This is a genomic window from Flavobacterium algicola, assembly GCF_022399565.1.
Taxonomy (GTDB): domain Bacteria; phylum Bacteroidota; class Bacteroidia; order Flavobacteriales; family Flavobacteriaceae; genus Flavobacterium; species Flavobacterium algicola.
The window spans coordinates 560,383-580,508 of record NZ_JAJTUT010000001.1 but is presented as its reverse complement, the minus strand read 5'-3'; the positions used below and the strand labels follow the sequence as shown (position 1 = coordinate 580,508).

The following is a 20,126-nucleotide window of genomic DNA, read 5'->3' as shown; positions in this document are numbered from 1 at the left end:
AGGATTTATTTATATAATAATAAAACAGGAAAACGATATGTCTTCCTGTCTTATTTGATTACTATGAGTAAGTTACTGTATGTCCAACAGAGGTAGTATAGGAGGTAGATAATATGGTATCTACAAATATCCAATCTGCTTTTACATTTGCATTTGTAAATGTAGTAAGGATATAACCTCTGCGTGAAGCATCAAAATAATTCAGATCATCAATAAGTGTGGTTAAGGCACCTTCAAAAGCCGTTAATGTCTCTTTGCTAGGACTGCCTAAATAAACTTCAAAGCCTGGAGAGGTAATTCCAGAAGTGGCCAATTCGATTCCAACTTCAGTTTTGTCTTGTTTGGTAAGTTTACTGCTCCAAGCATTATGCGTATCTCCCGCAAGGGTTACTATTTTTTTATTTCCCAATGCAGTATACATGGCTTCTCTATCTACTGGATAGCCGTCCCAAGCATCAAGATTATAAGGTAAAACGGTGGTTATTCTAGCAATTTCCTGTGGAGTTAGTGTTGGATCCTTTTGTGCGTAACGCAATTTTATTTTGACCAATTCTGCTAAGACAGAATTTAGATTTGATGAGCCAAATGAGGTGAGCATTTCAAATGGAACATGCATTCGAGCCATAAGAACCTGTTGTCCCAATACTTGCCATTTTGCAGTGCTTGAATTTACAATAGTATTCAACCAATTACGTTGGGTAGTTCCTAATAAAGCTCTAGAAGGATTTGTAATGTCAGCTTGATATTTGGTGTTGTTAAAGCCTGTTGCAGTTAGGTAATCACCTAGTTCTAATTGTTTGTCTCGACCAATAATTCGAGTATCCAGCATGGTTAAATTAACAAGATTTCCTAAATTGAAATTTCTGTAGATTAAAGTTTGGTTGTTGGCTTCTAATCTAGAAAACGGTAAGAATTCACTATATGCTTTTAAGGCATTTTGTTTTCTAGTTTCATAATCACCCTCATCTGCTGAGTGGTTTTGAGCACCTTCTTTATATGCATCATTTGCAATCTCATGGTCATCCCAAACGCAAATAAACGGCTTTTTTTGATGTGCTAATTGCAAGTCAGGATCAGATCGATATTGTTTGTAGCGAGTACGGTAATCTTCCAAACTTAGGATTTCAGTTGCAGGTTGGTGCATACGATTAAGGAAAGCATTGGCAGCATTAGAGCCATAACCGCCTGCTTGGTATTCGTAAAAATAATCTCCTAAGTGCACAATAACATCTGCCTCTGATTTTGCCATGGCATTGTAAACATTAAACAATCCAGCTTGGTAGTTGGAGCAAGAACAAACTGCAAGTTTAACGACATCTGAGTTCTCTGGAAAAGTAATTGTTTCTCCAGTTACAGAAAGTGCTTTGTCTTCTTTATTGCTAAAACGATAATATAGTTTTTGATTTTCTTTTAATTCGGTCAACTCAATTGCAATAGTATTGTCCCTACTTGCATCTGTAACTATAGATCCACTTCTTAAAATGGTATCAAAAGTACTTTTTGTTGATACTTCCCATAATATAGTTTTTCCAGGAGTATTGTAACGCGTCCATATAATTACTTTTGACTTTGTGGGATCAAAGCTAGCAACTCCTTGATCAAAATTTTTATTGGTGTAGTCCAGCGGATTTATAGTCGTCTCATTAAGATTGTCCTTACTACAACTAATGAAATTTGGAGCGATAAGCAGTGCTCCCGCTGCCCAAAATGTATTTTGAAGAAATTGTCTTCTACCGTTTTTTAATGTTTCCATGACTTGTTTTGATTTTTGTCAAATTTGCGCATTTCATGAAAGGTGAAAGTTATTATAGCTTTATTTTAATGTCAATGTAGCGTAATTTTTATGTTACTAAGATTAAGAATCGTGAGAAATATTTACCAATATTTTGAAAAAGCCCCAAATAAGCTAATGTTATTTGGGGCGATTTAATATGTTCCTATTTTTACTGAACAGGTATTTTTTGAAATTCAGAAATTAAAGCGCCTTCTGGAGTAAAACCTTCTATCAGCACATTAATTTTTGATTGACTCGTTTTTGGAAATTTAATTTTAAAATTAGAATTGTCATTAATGATTATTGTTGGAGTCCAGTTTAGAGTTCCAAAGTAAAAATATTCCTTTTGTGTTTCGAATGTCGTACTTACAAAGTCGATTGATTTTGTAAAACCATTGGTAACAATCATAGTGTTGTGTTTGGTTTTGAAAAAATTATTTCCAGCACCACCAGCTTTTAAAAATATTTTGATAGTACCTGATCCCGATGCCAATCCGGTATCAGACATACTAGTTTTGTCTATGTAAATTTCATCGATTTGACTTAGCGTCATACCAAATAAGATATTCAAGTCATATTGGAAAATGTTGTCAATAAAAATTGAAGGAGTAGAGTTATTAATTGTTCCTCGATTACTTGTTATGTAAACAGTATTGTCTTCGGGATTAAGTCCTGATCTATAGCCATGCATAGTAAGAAAGTCCAATAAACTACCGAAGTCGCTTTCTCCCATTTTATAACCATCTGCCATTGCGCTCATATCACCCAAATGGGTTAATTGTTCTTTTTTAAAGTTGTTGTTTATCGCAACACTTTCAAGGTTTATCGTTGTATCGTCAAACATTGGGGCTGTAAAGGTAAAAAGATTCTCAGGTTTCTTCTCTACAGGACAAAGATCTAAGTTAAGATGTAGGGGTAGAGCGAATTTTTTTTCGAAATTTAAAACACTCGTATCCATATTGGTAAACTTAGTTATGTTTTTAGCATTATTCATTTGAACAATATAAGTAGTAGAATCTTGCGCATAAAAATTTTCGAACTTAAAATTATTATTCGCATCAACATTTGTTACCTCATAAAGATTATCTTTTAGTGAGATTAACGTAATTTTATTTTCAGAATTATTACTTTGTTTGTCTATTTTACCTCTAATGGTAACTCCTGTATTAAATGTATAATTATTTTTAGTAAGTGGTGCTACAATATTTTTCCATCTAAATTTGCTGTGATTTTGATTAAACATCAAGGCTTCCATCTCTTGTTTTTTTGACTTGTTTTGGATATCAAAATATGAATAATTATTTTTTACTGGATTTTCTAAATAGGAGTTGAGGTAGAAACTACCAAAAATAGAATTTTTTACTGTTGCGCTCACCGTTTCATCAGGCAATACACTTATGCTTATATTTCCTTGTTTGTAGCTGCTAGTACCAGTTAGCTGAATACTATCATTAGCAATCGACTTAGCTTCAAGTGCGCTCTTTTGCTCATCACTTCCATAATGATAGACTAGCCTTTCGCATATTTCATTTAGGTTTTCATCTATCAAGCGAATACTATTTACTCCGTTAGATAAATATTGTTTATCAAAGTAGAGTACCACTTCATTTTCTCCATCTTTAAAACTAAATTCTTTTTGTACGGATTTAACATCTTGTTGCAGCACGATAATAAATTTCTTTCCTTTATTTATTTCCATTCCTGCTTCATTTGTTTTGATAGCAACGGCTAGAATGTTCTTTGGAAGATTATTGTTGTAGCTTATAATAATTCCTGACTCAACCGCCTTAGGTAGCGATTCAGAGAGAGTAATTTTTTCAGATTTAATTTTTAATGTATAGCTTTCATTTCGATCTGGTACAAAGAAAAAACGGCCATTACCATTTTTGTCTGTATTGAATTTTGTTATTTCATTTGATTTAGAATCAAAAACAGTAATTTCTTGATTTTCCATTCCTTTTTGGTTGCAGTCGGTCAAAGATATTCCGACACCATTTACCAGGCCATCAATTATTTTTTCAGCTTCTGGATATATAGTGACTTTAGCAGTTTTAAAATCGGGCTCATTGCTTTTTAAATAAAAAGGTTCCGTTTTGCTGATTATTTCGATTTCTTGCGTGAATGAGTCATCTTCTTTAAAATTGTTCATCCAATTGGTATAAAAATGAAAATGATAACGTCCTGGCTTGAAAGTATCGTTTAGCAAAAATCCTCCAGTAAAAGTTCCGTTCTTGGTATATAAGAGCTGTTTTTGAACAATTTGCTCTTGGTTATCATAAATGACTAGTTGAACGTTGGTAGTGTAGGGATGAGGTTTGCTATAATTTTTGCTGTAAACATATCCTTTGAATCCAATGAATTCATTGGCAACATAGGTGTCTTTGCTAAATTGGACATGAATATTCTCTCTATCGTACTGAAAATAATTTTCAATTGAACTTTTTATTTTTTCTTGATTAATATTGGTTTGCGCAAATGAGGCGACAAAAAATAAAAAGCTGATGGTGGTTAGTTTTATTCTCATTTAAGAAAATGGATTAATTGGTTAGGGTAAAGACAGTTTGTTGGTATAGTAAATTTAAGTACTAATTAGATTACTCTTAATAAATTATAGCTCAATAATTATAAATTAATCGCTATTGTTTGTTTTAAGATAAATTGTGTTAATACAAATTCTGTTTAACATGCTAAGTTAGATGCTACTTTGGGTAAATAGTTTAATGGGGGGACAAAAAAAATCCGTTCATATTAATGAACGGATTTTTAGATATTTTATGTATTCTAAGAATTACATCATTCCCGGCATACCTCCACCATGAGAGTGACCTGCTGGACCTTCTTCTTTGATATCGATTAATGCACATTCAGTCGTTAAGATCATTCCAGAAACCGAAGCAGCATTTTCTAATGCTACACGAGTAACTTTCTTAGGATCAATAATTCCTGCAGCAAGCATGTCTACATATTCGTTAGTTTTTGCATTGTATCCGTAGTCTCCAGAACCTTCACCAACTTTTGCAACTACTACAGATCCTTCTAAGCCTGCGTTTTCAACGATGGTACGTAAAGGAGCTTCTATAGCACGAGCAATGATTTGAATTCCTGTAGCTTCATCAGCATTTTCAGCAGTTACATCTTTTAAGGCATTTTTAGCTCTCAATAATGCAACACCTCCACCAGCAACAATACCTTCTTCTACAGCAGCGCGAGTTGCATGTAAAGCATCATCCACACGGTCTTTTTTTTCTTTCATCTCTACTTCAGAAGCAGCACCTACATAAAGAACTGCAACACCACCAGCTAATTTAGCCAAACGTTCTTGCAATTTTTCTTTGTCATAGTCAGAAGTAGAAGCTTCCATTTGACCTTTAATTTGGTTAACACGATTTTTAATCATATCTGCTTCACCAGCACCACTTACAATAGTAGTGTTGTCTTTGTCAATGGTAACTTTAGCACAAGTACCCAACATTTCTAATGTTGTGTTTTCTAATGTGTATCCTCTTTCTTCAGAAATAACAGTACCTCCAGTTAAAATAGCGATATCTTCTAACATTGCTTTTCTTCTGTCTCCAAAACCAGGAGCTTTTACAGCAGCAATTTTCAAAGCACCACGCAATTTGTTTACTACCAAAGTAGACAATGCTTCACCATCAACATCTTCAGCAATAATTAATAACGGTTTTCCTGATTGTGCTACCGGCTCTAGAACAGGTAACAATTCTTTTAATGAAGAAACTTTTTTGTCGTATAAAAGGATGTATGGAGTTTCAAGTTCCACTTCCATTTTTTCTGAGTTTGTAACAAAATATGGAGAAAGATATCCTCTATCAAATTGCATTCCTTCTACTACATCAACATAAGTTTCTGTACCTTTTGCTTCTTCAACAGTGATAACACCTTCTTTTCCCACTTTAGCAAAAGCTGTAGCGATTAATTCACCAATAACTTCATCATTATTAGCAGAAATAGAAGCGATTTGTTTTATTTTATCAGAATCAGAACCTACAACTTTAGCTTGTATAGCCAAATCTTTTACAATTGCTTCTACTGCTTTGTCAATTCCTCTTTTTAAATCCATTGGATTTGCACCTGCAGCAACATTTTTCAAGCCTTCTTTTACAATAGCTTGAGCCAATACAGTTGCAGTTGTAGTTCCATCTCCTGCCAAATCATTGGTTTTTGATGCTACTTCTTTAACCATTTGAGCACCCATATTTTCCAATGGATCTTTTAATTCAATTTCTTTTGCAACAGAAACACCATCTTTAGTCACAGTAGGACCTCCAAATGATTTTCCGATAATTACGTTACGACCTTTTGGTCCCAAAGTAACTTTTACTGCATTTGCCAATGCATCAACACCGCGTTTTAGTCCGTCACGTGCTTCAATATCAAATTTTATATCTTTTGCCATTTTAATTTAGCTTTTAACTTTTGGCTTTTGGCTTTTAGGATTGTGAGTACCTTTTAAAGCAATAACCAAAATATATTATTAATTATTAAATTCTGTTTTTTTTGAGCTAATAGCTACTAGCCAAAAGCATTATTATTAGATTATTGCAAGAATATCATCTTCTCTCATAATTAAATAGTCAGTACCTTCTAATTTTAGTTCAGTACCAGCATATTTTCCGTAAAGCACAGTGTCTCCGATTTTTACAGTCATTGCATGATCTTTTGTGCCATTTCCAACAGCTACAACAGTTCCTTTTTGTGGTTTTTCTTTGGCGGTATCTGGAATAAAAATTCCTGACGCAGTTTTTGTTTCAGCTGCTACTGGCTCAATAAGAACTCTGTCTGAAAGTGGTTTAATGTTTAATGCCATGATTTTTATTTATTTTTAAAGTTAAATATTCGAATGATAGTACTTATGTTTCAGAAACTATGCCAGTCCATTTTTCCTGACAATTTTACCTATAAAAAATGCCAGCTTTGACAAGCTGGCATTTTTGTTTTTTTTGAAAGTGCAACTAAATTATTTTGCTGGACTTACTGGAGCGTTTTCAACTGGAGCTGGAGCAGCTGGAGTTGTGTTATCAATGATTTTAGAATCAGTATCACTCAAAGTTCCTGTAAAACTTAAAGTAGATAATAGGATTAATGCAATTAAGATTGTTGCAAGTGTCCAAGTACTTTTGTCTAAAAAGTCAGTCGTCTTTTGTACACCACCCATTTGTGTAGATCCACCTAATGTAGAAGATAATCCACCACCTTTAGGGTTTTGAACCATGATTACTACAATCAATAGAAAGCAAACTATTGTGATTAAAACTAAAAAAATTGAAAATGTGCTCATTGTATGTTTAATTATTTTGTTGTAAAAGTTTTATATCTGCGATTCGGTCTGCAAAGAAACTACTTTTTTCTGGATATTTCAAAATTAATATTTCGTATGCTTGGATCGCTTTTAGATATTTTTTTTGTTCCAGATAAACTTTCGCTAAAGTCTCTGTCATTAGGTAGGAGTGATCTTCTTTATTTATATCAATATGAACAATAGGAGTGCCCCCTTGTTTGACTGGTGAAATTCTTGGACTTGTCTCGATGAACTTATCAATAATGGCGGCTTTTTTCTGTTTTTCAGGATCAAGTTCTACAACTGGCTCAATCGTTTTTTGATCTTCTTCCCTAATAATTGGTTGTGTTCTTGAGAGCTTTAACCATTCTTGAAAAGAGTGTTTTTCTGTTCTCGAAAAGTCTAATGGTGCACCCAGCTCCAATTTCTCTTCAATAGAATGTGCTGCTTTTTCAGTGGGTTCAGGAGATGCCTCTTTAATCGTGCTGATGATCGAGTCTTCAAGCTTAGAAGTCGCAGGTCTATCAACTACTAAAATTTCGCTATCAATTACTGTTATGTTTAATAATTCTGCTGCTTTTTTATCGAACAAATCACGTTGGATAGCTGTAAAGGAATCAGAAGTAATGAAATCAAACAATACTGTTCTGTCTGTAGTATGTGCTGCAGTAACTTTTAAAGCAAAATTGTACTTAAAGCTATTTTGGGTATACAAACCTTTTAACCGTAAAGCACGCGCACTTTGAAAATAGGGAAACTCATCTAGTACACCCTCTAGTGCTAGTGTTTGTTTCTCTGCAATTAAGTGAGGACTGTTTATTAAATAGGTGTAATCAATTATATTCATAAGACTTAGTTCTTTCGTTCGATAGAAACGAAATGATTTACCATTTTGCTAGTGAGGCGTTAAAGATATCTTGTGTTATTCTTTCAAATATTTCATCTAAGGCTGCAGTTCTTGTAGTTCCTGTAAGTTGCGTTGTAGCAGGATAATCGTAGTAAAACTCAAAAGGTTTTTCAAAATTATCGGCTTCTTTCTTTTTGTTGATAAAGCGAACATTAATTCGGATTTTCAATCTATTTTGAGAAGCTTGTTGATCTGCCGTAGCAGTCATCGGGCTTATTCTGTAGTCAACAATTTCTCCTTCGTACGTTAAATCTCCTCCATTTTTGACCAAATTTAAATTGGTTTGATTTTGAATAATTTCTTGTAGCGTCAAAGTAAAAGTACGGTCTATTCCCGGCTCAATCAAATCGGCATTGTTCGGGAAAAAATTAACTTGATATGTTTTTGCGTCTATTTTACCTGTACCAGTAAAATTATAAACAGAGCAACTACTGAAGCTGAAAATGCAGATGATTGCTATAAAAAAAGTTATTTTCTTCATTGTTAATTAGTGTCTTTTTTATTTTATCTAAAAGGACTCAGATAGTTGATCCAGCCTTAGATAAGATAGTATACTGTTTGTTCTATTGTGATTTCTTACTCTTATGTAACCAAATAGGATTTCAAAGGTATGAAAAATCAAATTGGATTAGCACAAAGGCTTCTTAGTTACAAATCAAATTGTTTGATTTTACGATATAGTGTACGCTCAGAGATTCCAAGTTCTTCGGCTGCTGCTTTACGTTTGCCTTTGTTTTTTTCTAAAGATTTCTTAATCATTTCAATTTCTTTTTGCTCCAGTCGCAACACTTCTTCCTCCTCGATAGTTTCAGTATAAAGGTAACTGTCTTCGGGCTCATCGTATTGATTGTCTGGTTTTTTACTGGCTATTAATGCAGTACTAGGTCTTTCTTCAAAATCAATTTCGCTATCATCTTCTTGTGATCCGTAAATTTTCTGAATCAAATTTGGATTGATATCTTGCGCTTTAGCAGTTCCGTTCTTCATTAATTCCAAAGTGAGCTTCTTTAAATCATTAAGGTCACTTTTCATATCAAAGAGTACTTTGTATAAAATATCTCTTTCGGTGCTAAAATCGCTTTCTGCCTTTTTTTCATTAATAACCGAAGGCAAATTTGAGCCTTCGTCTGGTAAATAAGAATTTAGTATAGATCCGTTGATTTCGCGATTGGTCTCCAATACAGATATCTGTTCAGCTACATTTCGCAACTGACGGATATTACCACTCCATCTAAATTTTTGCAATAATTGTATAGCGCTATCATCTAATTTTAAAGGAGGCATTTTATATTTATGAGCAAAATCTGCTGCAAATTTTCTAAAAAGTAAGTGAATGTCGTCTTTTCTTTCTCTCAGAGGAGGTAATACGATATCGACTGTGCTCAAACGATAGTACAAGTCTTCACGAAATTTCCCTTTTTGAATAGCATCAAACAAATTCACATTGGTTGCTGCAACGATACGGACATCGGTTTTTTGCACTTGTGAAGATCCTACCTTCAAAAACTCTCCGTTCTCTAAAATTCTTAGCAAACGTACTTGGGTTGTAAGAGGTAATTCACCAACTTCATCCAAAAATATAGTTCCACCATTGGCCACTTCAAAATATCCTTCACGTGTACTCGTTGCACCTGTAAATGCACCTTTCTCATGCCCAAAAAGTTCACTGTCAATTGTTCCTTCCGGAATGGCGCCACAGTTAACAGCAATGTATTTACCGTGTTTACGGTGTGACAGAGAGTGAATAATTTTCGGAATACTTTCTTTACCTACACCACTTTCTCCAACTACCAAAACTGAAATATCGGTAGGGGCAACTTGAATGGCTTTTTCTATGGCACGATTGAGCTTTGGTTCATTACCAATAATCTCAAAGCGTTGTTTTATATTTTGGACTGACTCCATGTTTGTTTTGTTTAAAGTTTTCTTAGCTTAAAATTTCAGGTTGTAAATGAATTATTCTGCTAATGGTTTAACTTCTTTATTTTTAACGTTTTCTACTTTTTGTTTAGGGAAAAATGTCTTTATAACGAAAAAAGCTGATCCAAAACCAAATAGAAAGGTTGCGATTACAATGAGTATTTGTTTTTTTGTCATTTTTATTTTCTTTTGATTTAGTAAAAAGTGCAATTGTTACTAACTTTAATTTGCAATATCAAATTACTTACTCTGATGAATTCTAATCGTAATGATTAAATTAAATTAATTCATCTCAGAATATCCTATCGCTTCTCCTTTTAAAGTTCCGCTCGTACAGCTTGTGATTTTTACATTTACAAACTCTCCAATTTTATAATCTTGTTTTGGGAATACAACGGTAATGCTTTGAGAATTTCTACCCGAGAATTCTTCTTTAGATTTCTTAGAAACTTTTTCGATTAAAACCTCTACTGTCTTACCAATAAATTCTTCCGAGCGAAACCAAGCATGCTTTTGCTGTAAATCTACAATCTCTTGCAGGCGTCTCGCTTTGGTTGTTTCTAAAACATCATCTTCCATCTTTCTTCCTGCTAAAGTTCCAGGACGCTCTGAATACGAATACATGTACCCAAAATTGTATTTTACATATTCCATCAAGCTCATCGTATCTTGATGATCTTCTTCTGTTTCTGTAGGGAATCCAGCGATCATATCTTGAGATATAGCACAGTCTGGAATTATAGTTCTAATTTTATCAATCAAGATCATGTACTCTTCACGCGTATGCAAGCGATTCATTTCTTTCAAAATGCGGTTGCTACCAGATTGGACGGGTAAGTGTATATGTTTGCAAATATTAGCGTGTTTTGCAATTACGTGCAATACACTTTCATGCATATCTTGTGGATTAGAAGTTGAGAATCGAATGCGCATTTTAGGGAAACCAATTGCAACCATTTCTAGTAACTGATCAAAATCAACTGCAGTTGCTTTTTGCATTTCTGAAGCGTTATCAAAATCTTTTTTCAATCCGCCACCGTACCATAAGTAGCTATCAACATTTTGTCCTAGAAGTGTGATTTCCTTAAAGCCTTTGTCCCATAAATCCTGAATTTCCTTCATGATACTTTGAGGCTCGCGACTGCGTTCACGACCACGTGTAAAAGGGACAACGCAAAAAGTACACATATTGTCACAACCACGGGTGATAGAGACTAGAGCTGTGATTCCGTTACTCATTAATCGAACAGGGGAGATGTCACCATATGTTTCATCTTTAGATAAAATAACATTTATAGCGTCACGACCCTCTTCAACCTCACTTAATAAATTGGGTAAATCCTTGTAGGCATCTGGTCCTACAACAAGATCAACTATTTTCTCTTCGTCAAGAAATTTCTCTTTCAAACGTTCTGCCATACAGCCCAAAACGCCTACTTTCATTTTAGAGTTAATGCGTTTTACTGCATTGTATTTCTCTAAACGCTTGCGAATTGTCTGCTCGGCCTTGTCACGAATCGAGCAAGTATTGACTAGAACAAGATCTGCTTCTTCTAATATTTGAGTAGTATTATATCCGTTACCGGCTAAAATTGAAGCCACAATTTCACTGTCCGAAAAATTCATGGCGCAACCATAACTTTCGATAAATAGTTTTTTTGTGTTTTCTGGTTTATTTTCTAAAACGAGACTTTCGCCTTGTTTGTTTTCATCAATAATCTTTTCCATAAGTCACTTTCAGAAGTGTGTTTTAATAAGTTTGCAAAGGTACAATTATTTGAAACATTATGACAAGATGGCAGTAAGAGATTTAACAGTATTTTAGTTTATGTGCACATAATTCATTTGGCAAGGAATAAAAGCATGTTTTGTACAATGAACAAAAAAAAAAAAGACTCCCTTAAAAAAGAGAGTCTAGGTAGTAATATTTATTTTTTATTCTTAAAACAAATTAATGTCTAGCTTGATTCGCGCTATTTTATTAGCAGGATTCCACATGGCCGTTGCAGAAACGGGTAATTTGTAATTGAATATCTCAATATTTTTAGTAGCTGTAATTCCTGCATTTACAATGTCAAAGTCGCTATTGGCTTTGGTTGTAAATAAATGTTTGCTACCATTAAGCGGAAACGCAGCACCTACAAATGCATTCAAATTAACTTTTTGATCTACAATAACAGGGTAACTCAATTCAACATAAGTAGAATTTCTACTTCTATATTCATTATTACTGTCTAATTCACGATCGTTTAATCCGCTATAGAGCAAAATATCGGCCTCAATACGGATAGGGAAGGCTTCAGGAAAACGATATGACGTTCTTAAATCAATGATGTGAGTTGTAGTAAGCTTGTCATAATTAAATACTTTAGGGGTTTCAATTCCTGTAGTATTAAACAAATCCCACAAACCAATAGAAAGATTATTTTTTTGATATTGCACGTAGTAATTTATCTCGCGATAATTTCCGTCAAAACCTGCACCACCCCAAATTCCTACTTTAAAAGTTTGACTCTTATTTAAAGCATAGTGAATGTTTCCTGTGGCTGTCATTCCATCATTAATTACCAATCCTCTCCATAAGTGGCTTGTTTCAATACCTACATTAAAATCCAAGCGAGAAGGTTGTGTTTCGATAGGGACAACAGCGCTACTGTCTTTTTTTACTGCCTCCTGGGCATGACTGATCCACCCTGTAAATGAGATTACAGCGGCAATTATAAATTTATTCATGGTTTGGTTTGTTAAATAGTGAAGTTTAAGTGAGCATTAAGTAACAAAATGCTGCAAGGCTTGATCCTATGATTGGACCAACAATAGGAACCCAAGAGTAACTCCAGTCACTACTTGCTTTAAAAAGAAGAGAGTGTACGATTCTAGGGCCTAAGTCTCTAGCTGGATTGATTGCGTAACCTGTAGTTCCTCCTAAGCTCAAACCAATTACCCAAACTAAGATGGCAACAGGCAATGCTCCAATAGAACCCAGACCTATCTTGGCATCTGTAGTAGCGCCTATTTGTAGGTCTGGACCTGCGATATAAAAGATGACAAAAATTAAGACAAATGTTCCTATTATTTCGCTAATTAAATTGGAAGAGTAATTTCTGATGGCTGGACCTGTACTAAAACAAGCTAACTTTCCGCCTTCATCCTCAGTTGCTGCAAAGTGATCTTTGTGTGAAAGCCAAACTAAAAATGCTCCCAACATTGCTCCAATTAGTTGAGCAACTACATACATAGCTACTTGATTCCATGCAAATTTTCCAATAAGGGCTAGTCCAAGTGTTACAATTGGATTTAAGTGTGCGCCACTTACAGGACCTGCAACTACAACGCCTACAAATACGGCAAAAGCCCAAGCAGTTGTAATTACAATCCATCCCGAATTATTTCCTTTAGTATCTTTAAGTACTACGTTGGCAACGACTCCGTTACCTAATAAAATCATTAGCATTGTACCAATGATTTCTGCTATAAATGGTGTCATGGTTAGTGTTTTTTAATGATTTACAATTTAATCTTCGATCCAATTTGAGGCACGTCCTACTGCTTTGTCCCAATTATGAACGAGTTCATCAACGTCAGTTCTTGACATCTCTGGATTAAATTCACGATCAATAGACCATTGTTGTTGTAAATCATCTACACTTTTCCAATATCCCACAGCAAGTCCAGCTAAGTATGCTGCTCCCAGTGCTGTTGTTTCTAGTGTTTTGGGTCTGATTACTTTAAAATTAAATAAATCAGATTGAAATTGCATTAGTAAATTATTCGATACAGCTCCACCATCTACGCGTAGCTCTTTACCTTTTTTACCAAAATCACCTTCCATTGCTTTGGCCAAATCATAAACTTGATAAGCAATACCTTCTAAAGTTGCTCGTGCTATATGTGCATTGGTGGTACCTCTAGTAATACCTACGATTGCACCTCTAGCATATTGATCCCAATGTGGTGCTCCAAGACCTGTCAATGCAGGAACAAAATAGACCCCACCATTATCAGGTACTTGTAATGCCAATGTTTCGATTTCCTCTGCTGAATTAATCATTTTTGCGCCATCTCTTAACCATTGTACAGCCGCTCCTCCAACAAAGACACTACCTTCTAAGGCGTAGGTTGTTTTCCCGTTAATCTTCCAAGCAACGGTCGTAAGTAAGTTGTTCTTAGAATATACAGGCTTATCTCCGGTATTCATCAACATGAAACACCCAGTTCCATAAGTGTTTTTAACCATTCCTGGTTCTGTACATAGTTGTCCAAAAAGTGCAGCTTGTTGATCTCCTGCAACTCCCGCAATCGGAATTTTAGTCGAAAATAAAGTAGTACATGTTTCACCATATATTTCACTACTTTGCTTAACTTCAGGTAGCATGGCTCTTGGGATAGTGAATAATTCTAATAATTCATCGTCCCATTCTAGCGTATGTATGTTGAGTAGTAAAGTTCTACTCGCATTAGAAACATCGGTCATAAATAAGGCTCCACGACTCAATTTCCAAATTAACCAAGTATCCACAGTACCAAAGCATAATTTACCTTGTTCTGCTTTTTCTCTTGCTCCGGGTACATTGTCAAGAATCCATTTTACTTTTGTGCCAGAAAAATAGGCGTCCAATAGTAAGCCTGTTTTTTGTTGAATCATTTCTTTGTGACCTGCCGCTTTTAACTCATCACAGTATTTTGCAGTTCTACGATCTTGCCAGACAATAGCATTGTAGATAGGTTCGCTAGTTTCTCTGTCCCAAACAATGGTTGTCTCCCTTTGATTTGTGATTCCAATAGCAGCAATTTCTCTACCTGTAATTCCTGTTTTTGCAATCACTTCAGCGGCAACGCTTATTTGAGATGACCATATTTCATTAGGATCATGCTCAACCCATCCTGGTTTTGGAAAGATTTGTTCAAATGGTTTTTGAGAAATTTTTACAATCTCACCATTTTCGTTGAATACAATTGCTCGTGAAGACGTAGTTCCTTGGTCAAGGGCTAAAATGAATTTGTTTTTCATGGTTAATAGTTTATAGTTGTTTATTGTTTAATTTTTCTTGTATTCCGTTAATAAAAATCCATTGGCAAGCTTAGCAAATTGAAGTGTTTGGTTTTTAATCCATTCTTCATCATGTCCTAGTTCTTTTGCTAATATTTGAGCTACCTTTTCAGATACTTCTATAGCTGCACGTGCATCCAAAAATAACAGACGTACTCTTCTAGATAATACATCATCTATAGTTCTAGCCATTTCATGACGAATAGCCCATACTACTTCAGCCAATGTGTAATCATAATTAGGATGTAGCTTTGCTTTTAACTGAGGTTCTTGGTTTTGTAATTCCAGTAACTTTGGAATATCTGTACCATATATATACAAATGATTTTCGCGGTCGGCTGTTGTTGTTTTTTGGTTACCGTGAATCGAAATATGTTCTGTTTTACATTCTCTTTTTGGAAGATTACGAGTCGCGATTGCTTTATCGATAATATCTTCTGCAATTTTTCTGTAGGTCGTCCATTTACCTCCAGTTATTGTAATTAATCCAGTTTCAGAAACAAAAATCTTGTGACTTCTAGAAACTTCTTTAGTACTCTTACCTTCTTTTTCTGGCGCGGCCAACGGTCTCAAACCTGCAAAAACCGAAAGAACATCTGCTCGTGTAGGTTTCTTAGCTAAGAAGCGTTGTGCTGTTTCAAGAACAAATTCAATTTCTTTTTCTAGTGCAATAGGTTCAAGGCTATGACTTTTAATAAGAGTATCTGTTGTTCCTACTACAATTTTATCATGCCATGGCACAGCAAACAAAACTCTACCATCACTTGTTTTAGGAATCATTAATGCATGATCACTAGGTAGAAATGATTTGTCAAAAACAAGATGAATTCCTTGACTCGGAACTATATATTTTTTATAAACTTTGTCATTTAATTTCATAATAGCATTGGTAAAGACTCCAGTTGCATTTATGATAGCTTTTCCTTTTAAGTCATGAAATTCGCCAGTTTCTTGATCTTCGACTTTTACACCAATAACTTGATTGTTATCATCTTTTAGTAAATTAACAACTTTGGTATAATTTAAAAGACATGCTCCTTTTTCTACAGCGGTTTGCGCAATGTTGATAGCCAAGCGGGAATCATCAAATTGTCCGTCTTTGTAAAGAACACCGCTCACTAATCCCTTTTGTTCGATAGTAGGCAAAAGTTCGATTGTTTTTTTCTTCGAAATGTATTGTGATTTTCCTAGGCTTAACTTCCCAGAAAGCATATCATATATAGTAAGTCCTATTGTGTAGAAGTAACCTCCCCACCAGTTGTAATTGGGAATAACAAAAGATTGATTTTTTACAAGGTGTCCAGCATTTTGAGCCATTAGTCCTCTTTCTTTTAATGCTTCTCTAACTAGAGACACATCCCCTTGTTCGAGATACCTAACACCTCCGTGAACTAGTTTTGTGCTTCTACTCGAGGTTCCTTTTGCAAAGTCTACGGCTTCTACCAGTATGGTTTTGTAACCTCTACTAGCAGCATCGAGTGCGGTTCCAAGGCCACTTGCTCCGCCACCAATAATAATTACATCCCATTCAGGAGTTTGTTTTAGTTTTGATAATTGTTCGGTAAGTTTCATTGTTGCTGTTTTTTAGTTTCGATATGCAAATATAACGAAACAAAACGAAACTAGTTATCTTTTATTAAAATTTTGTTTTATTATTGTATTTTTGTGAGATAAAATATTCAATTGTTTAATTATAATAAACAAAAATGGCACTAATTAACAGAAGACAAGAGGATATATTAAGTGAATTAGACAAGAAAGGGTATGTAAATGTGGTCGATTTATGTGCTGCGCATAATGTTTCAACCGTAACTATTCGAAAGGACTTAACCTTTTTAGAAAATGAAAACCTGCTTCACCGTACTCATGGTGGAGCAAGTAAGAAACTATTATATGCTTTCGAACGAAACGTTAATGATAAAGAAGAGCTGCAAGTAGAGCAAAAGAAGCAAATAGCAAAAGAGGCACTCAAATTTATAAATAACAATGACAATATTATTTTAGGGTCAGGTTCGAATATTCATTATTTGTCTCGAATAATTAAAGACTTTAATAAATTGACTGTAATGACATCGTCACTTAAAGTATCATTAGAGTTATGTCGAGAGTCAACCATTAGTACGATTCAGTTAGGTGGGGATATTAGAAACAGTTCGACTTCAGTTGTAGGCCCAATTGCAGAAGCTACTTTGGGGCAATTTTCTTGTAATAAATTGTTCTTAGGTACTGACGGCGTTCACCTGGATTTTGGTTTGAGTACTTCAAATGCATTAGAAGCGCACCTAAATCAAGCGATGATTGCTGTTTCGGAAAAAGTGATTGTACTAGCAGATTCAACCAAAATGAATGTTCGAGGTTTTGGTAAGATCTGCAATCTGCACAAAATAGATATATTAATAACCGATTCTGGAATTGACGAAGAAACCAAAATAAAACTGGAAGAGTTTGGTATTGATGTAGTTGTTGCACAAATGGAGAAATAGCGCTTTTTAACAGTCACCTAAAAATTCATTTTTTGTTTCGAAAAAGTCGCGAAATGGTGGTTTTGCAAAGGGTTGAAATCAACAAAAACTATTTTTAAAAATCGTCAAAAGCATTATATTTAAAAAAAACTTCTACTTTTGCCATAGAAAAATACAGCAATGGCAAAGAACTTAGTTATAGTAGAGTCTCCTGCAAAGGCGAAAACAATCGAGAAATTTTTAGGTAGCGATTATCAAGTAGAATCAAGCTACGGACACATTGCCGACTTACCTTCCAAAGAAATTGGGGTGGATGTTGAGAATGGTTTCAAACCTAAATATGAGGTTTCGTCAGATAAGAAAGCGTTAGTTACCAAATTAAAAGGGTTAGCCAAAAAAGCCGAAATGGTTTGGTTAGCAAGTGATGAGGATCGCGAGGGAGAAGCTATTTCATGGCATCTTGCCGAAGAATTAAAATTAGATAAAACAAAAACAAAACGTATTGTTTTTCATGAGATTACAAAAAATGCAATTCTTAAAGCAATTGATAATCCTCGTGAAATAGATTATAATTTAGTAAATGCACAACAAGCACGTCGCGTTTTAGACCGATTAGTTGGATACGAATTATCTCCTGTATTATGGAGAAAAATTAAAGGTGGTTTATCTGCCGGTCGAGTGCAATCAGTTTCAGTTCGTTTGATCGTAGAGCGCGAAAGAGACATACAGAATTTTAGTGCTGTAGCAAGTTATTCGGTTGTTGCCGAATTTACAAATGAAGCTGGCCGATCTTTTAAAGCGAAATTGCCTAAAAATTTTAATACCAAAAAGGAAGCTGAAGATTTCTTAAATAAAAATATTGGCTCCACTTATAAAGTTTCTGACTTAGAGACAAAACCAACCAAAAAAACACCTACAGCACCATTTACTACTTCTACCTTACAACAAGAAGCAGCTCGTAAATTATATTTGCCAGTAGGGATAACGATGCAGTTAGCGCAGCGTTTGTATGAGGCTGGATTGATTACTTATATGAGAACGGATAGTGTTAATTTATCCAAAGATGCTATTGATGCTGCACAAGCAGAAATTATCAAATCGTATGGTAAGGAGTTTTCGTTTCCTAGAACTTTTACAAGTAAGAGTAAAGGAGCGCAAGAAGCTCACGAGGCGATCCGTCCTACAGATATGTCACGTCACACAGTAAATATTGACAGGGATCAAGCGCGTTTGTATGACTTAATTTGGAAAAGAACTCTGGCTTCACAAATGAGTGATGCTAAGTTGGAACGTACAAATGTTAAGATTGAAGCTAATAATCATGGAGAAGTTTTTACAGCTTCAGGTGAGGTGCTATTATTTGAAGGTTTCTTGAAAGTTTATTTAGAAGGTCATGATGACGATGAAGAGGAGCAAGAAGGAATGTTGCCTGCTATGAAAGTAAATGAAAAATTAATTAACAATTTTATTACAGCTACAGAACGTTATTCACGACCACCAGCTCGTTATACTGAAGCTTCATTAGTTAAGAAATTAGAGGAATTAGGTATAGGACGTCCGTCTACTTATGCGCCAACTATTTCGACAATTATTAACAGAAATTATGTCGAAAAAGGAACGCTTGAAGGTAGCGAACGTAATTATACACAACTGGTTTTACAGTCAAGTAAAGTAGCAGAGAAATTACTAAAAGAAAATACAGGTTCTGATAAAGGGAAATTGGTACCTACTGATATTGGTACGATAGTAACAGATTTCCTAGTTAAGAATTTTGGAAATATACTAGACTATAATTTTACGGCAAAAGTTGAACAAGATTTCGATGAAATTGCAGAAGGAAATGTAGACTGGGCGATTATGATGAAAGAGTTCTACGATCAATTTCATCCCAATGTTAAAGATGTAGAATTAAATGCAGAAAGAGAAAGTGGAGAACGTATATTAGGTACAGATCCAAAATCAGGAAAACCTGTTTCTGTGCGTTTAGGTAAATTTGGACCAATGGCTCAAATTGGAGACGCTGAAGATGAAGAGAAGAAGTTTGCTAGTTTAATGAAGGAGCAAAACATCGGAAATATTACACTTGAAGAGGCTTTAAATTTATTCTTGTTACCTAAAGCTTTAGGCTCTTATTTAGATGAAGAAGTAGAAGTTAATAATGGTCGTTTTGGTCCTTATGTACGTCATGGTAGTGTTTTTATTTCGTTGCCAAAGGGAGAAGATCTATTAGGGTTATCGAAAGAAAGAGCACAAGAGTTGATTGATGAAAAAATTAAAGCCGATGCACCTATCGCTACATACAAAGGAGAAGGAGTGCAAAAAGGTGTGGGGCGTTTTGGTCCGTTTATTAAATGGGATGGTCTATTTATAAATGTGAGTAAAAAATATGATTTTGATAATTTATCACAAGAAGATATAGAAACGTTGATTGACGATAAAATTCAAAAGAATATTGATAAAGTTCTTCATAACTGGGAAGAGGAAGGTATTTTGGTTGAAAAAGCAAGATGGGGACGCTCTGTGATTTTGAAGGGTAAATTAAAGATAGAGTTGGGTAAAGAAGTTGATGCTACAAAATTGACTTTGGATGAAGTCAAAGAAATGATTGCGCTTAAGACCCCCGCAAAGAAAACACCAGTGAAAAAGGCGGCAGCTAAGAAAGCTCCAGCAAAAAAAGCGGTTGCAAAAAAGGCAGCACCTAAAAAGAAATAAAG

Annotated in this window: 16 protein-coding genes; 2 read left to right on the top strand and 14 right to left on the bottom strand. The window is 34.7% G+C overall.

The window, feature by feature from the left end:
* Window positions 1-61: 61 nt before the first annotated feature.
* The 14 genes from LXH21_RS02535 to LXH21_RS02470 all read right to left on the bottom strand — a co-directional run bounded on the left by LXH21_RS02535 (window position 62) and on the right by LXH21_RS02470 (window position 16,522).
* Window positions 62-1,753: an alkaline phosphatase D family protein gene (locus tag LXH21_RS02535; RefSeq protein ID WP_239862482.1), complete on the bottom strand. Its 1,692-nt coding sequence runs from the start codon at window positions 1,751-1,753 to the stop codon at window positions 62-64.
* A 190-nt stretch (window positions 1,754-1,943) separates the two neighbouring features.
* The gene (locus LXH21_RS02530) at window positions 1,944-4,298 is read right to left on the bottom strand and encodes a hypothetical protein (RefSeq protein ID WP_239862480.1); all 2,355 of its coding nucleotides are present in this window, start codon (window positions 4,296-4,298) and stop codon (window positions 1,944-1,946) included.
* 264 nt (window positions 4,299-4,562) lie between these two features.
* Window positions 4,563-6,191 carry a chaperonin GroEL gene (gene groL / locus LXH21_RS02525; RefSeq protein ID WP_239862478.1) on the bottom strand — a complete coding sequence of 543 codons (1,629 nt, stop codon included), beginning with the start codon at window positions 6,189-6,191 and terminating at the stop codon, window positions 4,563-4,565.
* Window positions 6,192-6,326: 135 nt separating this feature from the next.
* Window positions 6,327-6,602 (bottom strand): co-chaperone GroES, encoded by a 276-nt coding sequence (locus LXH21_RS02520; protein WP_239862475.1) that lies wholly within the window; start codon window positions 6,600-6,602, stop codon window positions 6,327-6,329.
* Window positions 6,603-6,752: 150 nt separating this feature from the next.
* Entirely contained in the window at window positions 6,753-7,073 is a 321-nt protein-coding gene (secG, locus tag LXH21_RS02515) for a preprotein translocase subunit SecG (protein WP_239862473.1), read from the bottom strand.
* Between the two features lie 7 nt (window positions 7,074-7,080).
* The gene (locus tag LXH21_RS02510) at window positions 7,081-7,920 is read right to left on the bottom strand and encodes a hypothetical protein (RefSeq protein WP_239862471.1); all 840 of its coding nucleotides are present in this window, start codon (window positions 7,918-7,920) and stop codon (window positions 7,081-7,083) included.
* A 37-nt stretch (window positions 7,921-7,957) separates the two neighbouring features.
* Window positions 7,958-8,461 (bottom strand): LptE family protein, encoded by a 504-nt coding sequence (locus tag LXH21_RS02505; RefSeq protein ID WP_239862469.1) that lies wholly within the window; start codon window positions 8,459-8,461, stop codon window positions 7,958-7,960.
* Between the two features lie 167 nt (window positions 8,462-8,628).
* Window positions 8,629-9,885 (bottom strand): sigma-54 interaction domain-containing protein, encoded by a 1,257-nt coding sequence (locus tag LXH21_RS02500; RefSeq protein ID WP_239862467.1) that lies wholly within the window; start codon window positions 9,883-9,885, stop codon window positions 8,629-8,631.
* Between the two features lie 51 nt (window positions 9,886-9,936).
* Window positions 9,937-10,077, bottom strand: coding sequence for a hypothetical protein (locus LXH21_RS02495; RefSeq protein ID WP_239862466.1), 141 nt, complete (start codon window positions 10,075-10,077; stop codon window positions 9,937-9,939).
* A gap of 105 nt (window positions 10,078-10,182) precedes the next feature.
* Window positions 10,183-11,628: a tRNA (N6-isopentenyl adenosine(37)-C2)-methylthiotransferase MiaB gene (gene miaB, locus LXH21_RS02490; RefSeq protein ID WP_239862464.1), complete on the bottom strand. Its 1,446-nt coding sequence runs from the start codon at window positions 11,626-11,628 to the stop codon at window positions 10,183-10,185.
* Window positions 11,629-11,841: 213 nt separating this feature from the next.
* Window positions 11,842-12,633, bottom strand: coding sequence for a hypothetical protein (locus tag LXH21_RS02485; RefSeq protein ID WP_239862463.1), 792 nt, complete (start codon window positions 12,631-12,633; stop codon window positions 11,842-11,844).
* 25 nt (window positions 12,634-12,658) lie between these two features.
* On the bottom strand, window positions 12,659-13,387 hold the full coding sequence (locus LXH21_RS02480) for an MIP/aquaporin family protein (RefSeq protein ID WP_239862462.1): 729 nt from the start codon (window positions 13,385-13,387) through the stop codon (window positions 12,659-12,661).
* A 27-nt stretch (window positions 13,388-13,414) separates the two neighbouring features.
* Window positions 13,415-14,911 (bottom strand): glycerol kinase GlpK, encoded by a 1,497-nt coding sequence (gene glpK, locus LXH21_RS02475; RefSeq protein ID WP_239862460.1) that lies wholly within the window; start codon window positions 14,909-14,911, stop codon window positions 13,415-13,417.
* 27 nt (window positions 14,912-14,938) lie between these two features.
* Window positions 14,939-16,522, bottom strand: a complete 1,584-nt coding sequence (locus LXH21_RS02470) for a glycerol-3-phosphate dehydrogenase/oxidase (RefSeq protein ID WP_239862458.1) — start codon at window positions 16,520-16,522, stop codon at window positions 14,939-14,941.
* Between the two features lie 134 nt (window positions 16,523-16,656).
* Between LXH21_RS02470 and LXH21_RS02465 the strand changes: the two genes are divergently transcribed.
* Together LXH21_RS02465 and topA are read left to right on the top strand one after the other, a co-directional pair.
* Window positions 16,657-17,433 (top strand): DeoR/GlpR family DNA-binding transcription regulator, encoded by a 777-nt coding sequence (locus LXH21_RS02465; protein WP_239862456.1) that lies wholly within the window; start codon window positions 16,657-16,659, stop codon window positions 17,431-17,433.
* A 159-nt stretch (window positions 17,434-17,592) separates the two neighbouring features.
* Entirely contained in the window at window positions 17,593-20,124 is a 2,532-nt protein-coding gene (topA, locus tag LXH21_RS02460; RefSeq protein WP_239862454.1) for a type I DNA topoisomerase, read from the top strand.
* Window positions 20,125-20,126 lie beyond the last annotated feature (2 nt).

What these genes read in the sequence shown, in the direction of transcription:
- LXH21_RS02535 (WP_239862482.1), bottom strand. Translation starts at nt 1,753, where the DNA reads ATGGAAACATTAAAAAACGGTAGAAGACAATTTCTTCAAAATACATTT.
- LXH21_RS02530 (WP_239862480.1), bottom strand. Translation starts at nt 4,298, where the DNA reads ATGAGAATAAAACTAACCACCATCAGCTTTTTATTTTTTGTCGCCTCA.
- groL (WP_239862478.1), bottom strand. Translation starts at nt 6,191, where the DNA reads ATGGCAAAAGATATAAAATTTGATATTGAAGCACGTGACGGACTAAAA.
- LXH21_RS02520 (WP_239862475.1), bottom strand. Translation starts at nt 6,602, where the DNA reads ATGGCATTAAACATTAAACCACTTTCAGACAGAGTTCTTATTGAGCCA.
- secG (WP_239862473.1), bottom strand. Translation starts at nt 7,073, where the DNA reads ATGAGCACATTTTCAATTTTTTTAGTTTTAATCACAATAGTTTGCTTT.
- LXH21_RS02510 (WP_239862471.1), bottom strand. Translation starts at nt 7,920, where the DNA reads ATGAATATAATTGATTACACCTATTTAATAAACAGTCCTCACTTAATT.
- LXH21_RS02505 (WP_239862469.1), bottom strand. Translation starts at nt 8,461, where the DNA reads ATGAAGAAAATAACTTTTTTTATAGCAATCATCTGCATTTTCAGCTTC.
- LXH21_RS02500 (WP_239862467.1), bottom strand. Translation starts at nt 9,885, where the DNA reads ATGGAGTCAGTCCAAAATATAAAACAACGCTTTGAGATTATTGGTAAT.
- LXH21_RS02495 (WP_239862466.1), bottom strand. Translation starts at nt 10,077, where the DNA reads ATGACAAAAAAACAAATACTCATTGTAATCGCAACCTTTCTATTTGGT.
- miaB (WP_239862464.1), bottom strand. Translation starts at nt 11,628, where the DNA reads ATGGAAAAGATTATTGATGAAAACAAACAAGGCGAAAGTCTCGTTTTA.
- LXH21_RS02485 (WP_239862463.1), bottom strand. Translation starts at nt 12,633, where the DNA reads ATGAATAAATTTATAATTGCCGCTGTAATCTCATTTACAGGGTGGATC.
- LXH21_RS02480 (WP_239862462.1), bottom strand. Translation starts at nt 13,387, where the DNA reads ATGACACCATTTATAGCAGAAATCATTGGTACAATGCTAATGATTTTA.
- glpK (WP_239862460.1), bottom strand. Translation starts at nt 14,911, where the DNA reads ATGAAAAACAAATTCATTTTAGCCCTTGACCAAGGAACTACGTCTTCA.
- LXH21_RS02470 (WP_239862458.1), bottom strand. Translation starts at nt 16,522, where the DNA reads ATGAAACTTACCGAACAATTATCAAAACTAAAACAAACTCCTGAATGG.
- LXH21_RS02465 (WP_239862456.1), top strand. Translation starts at nt 16,657, where the DNA reads ATGGCACTAATTAACAGAAGACAAGAGGATATATTAAGTGAATTAGAC.
- topA (WP_239862454.1), top strand. Translation starts at nt 17,593, where the DNA reads ATGGCAAAGAACTTAGTTATAGTAGAGTCTCCTGCAAAGGCGAAAACA.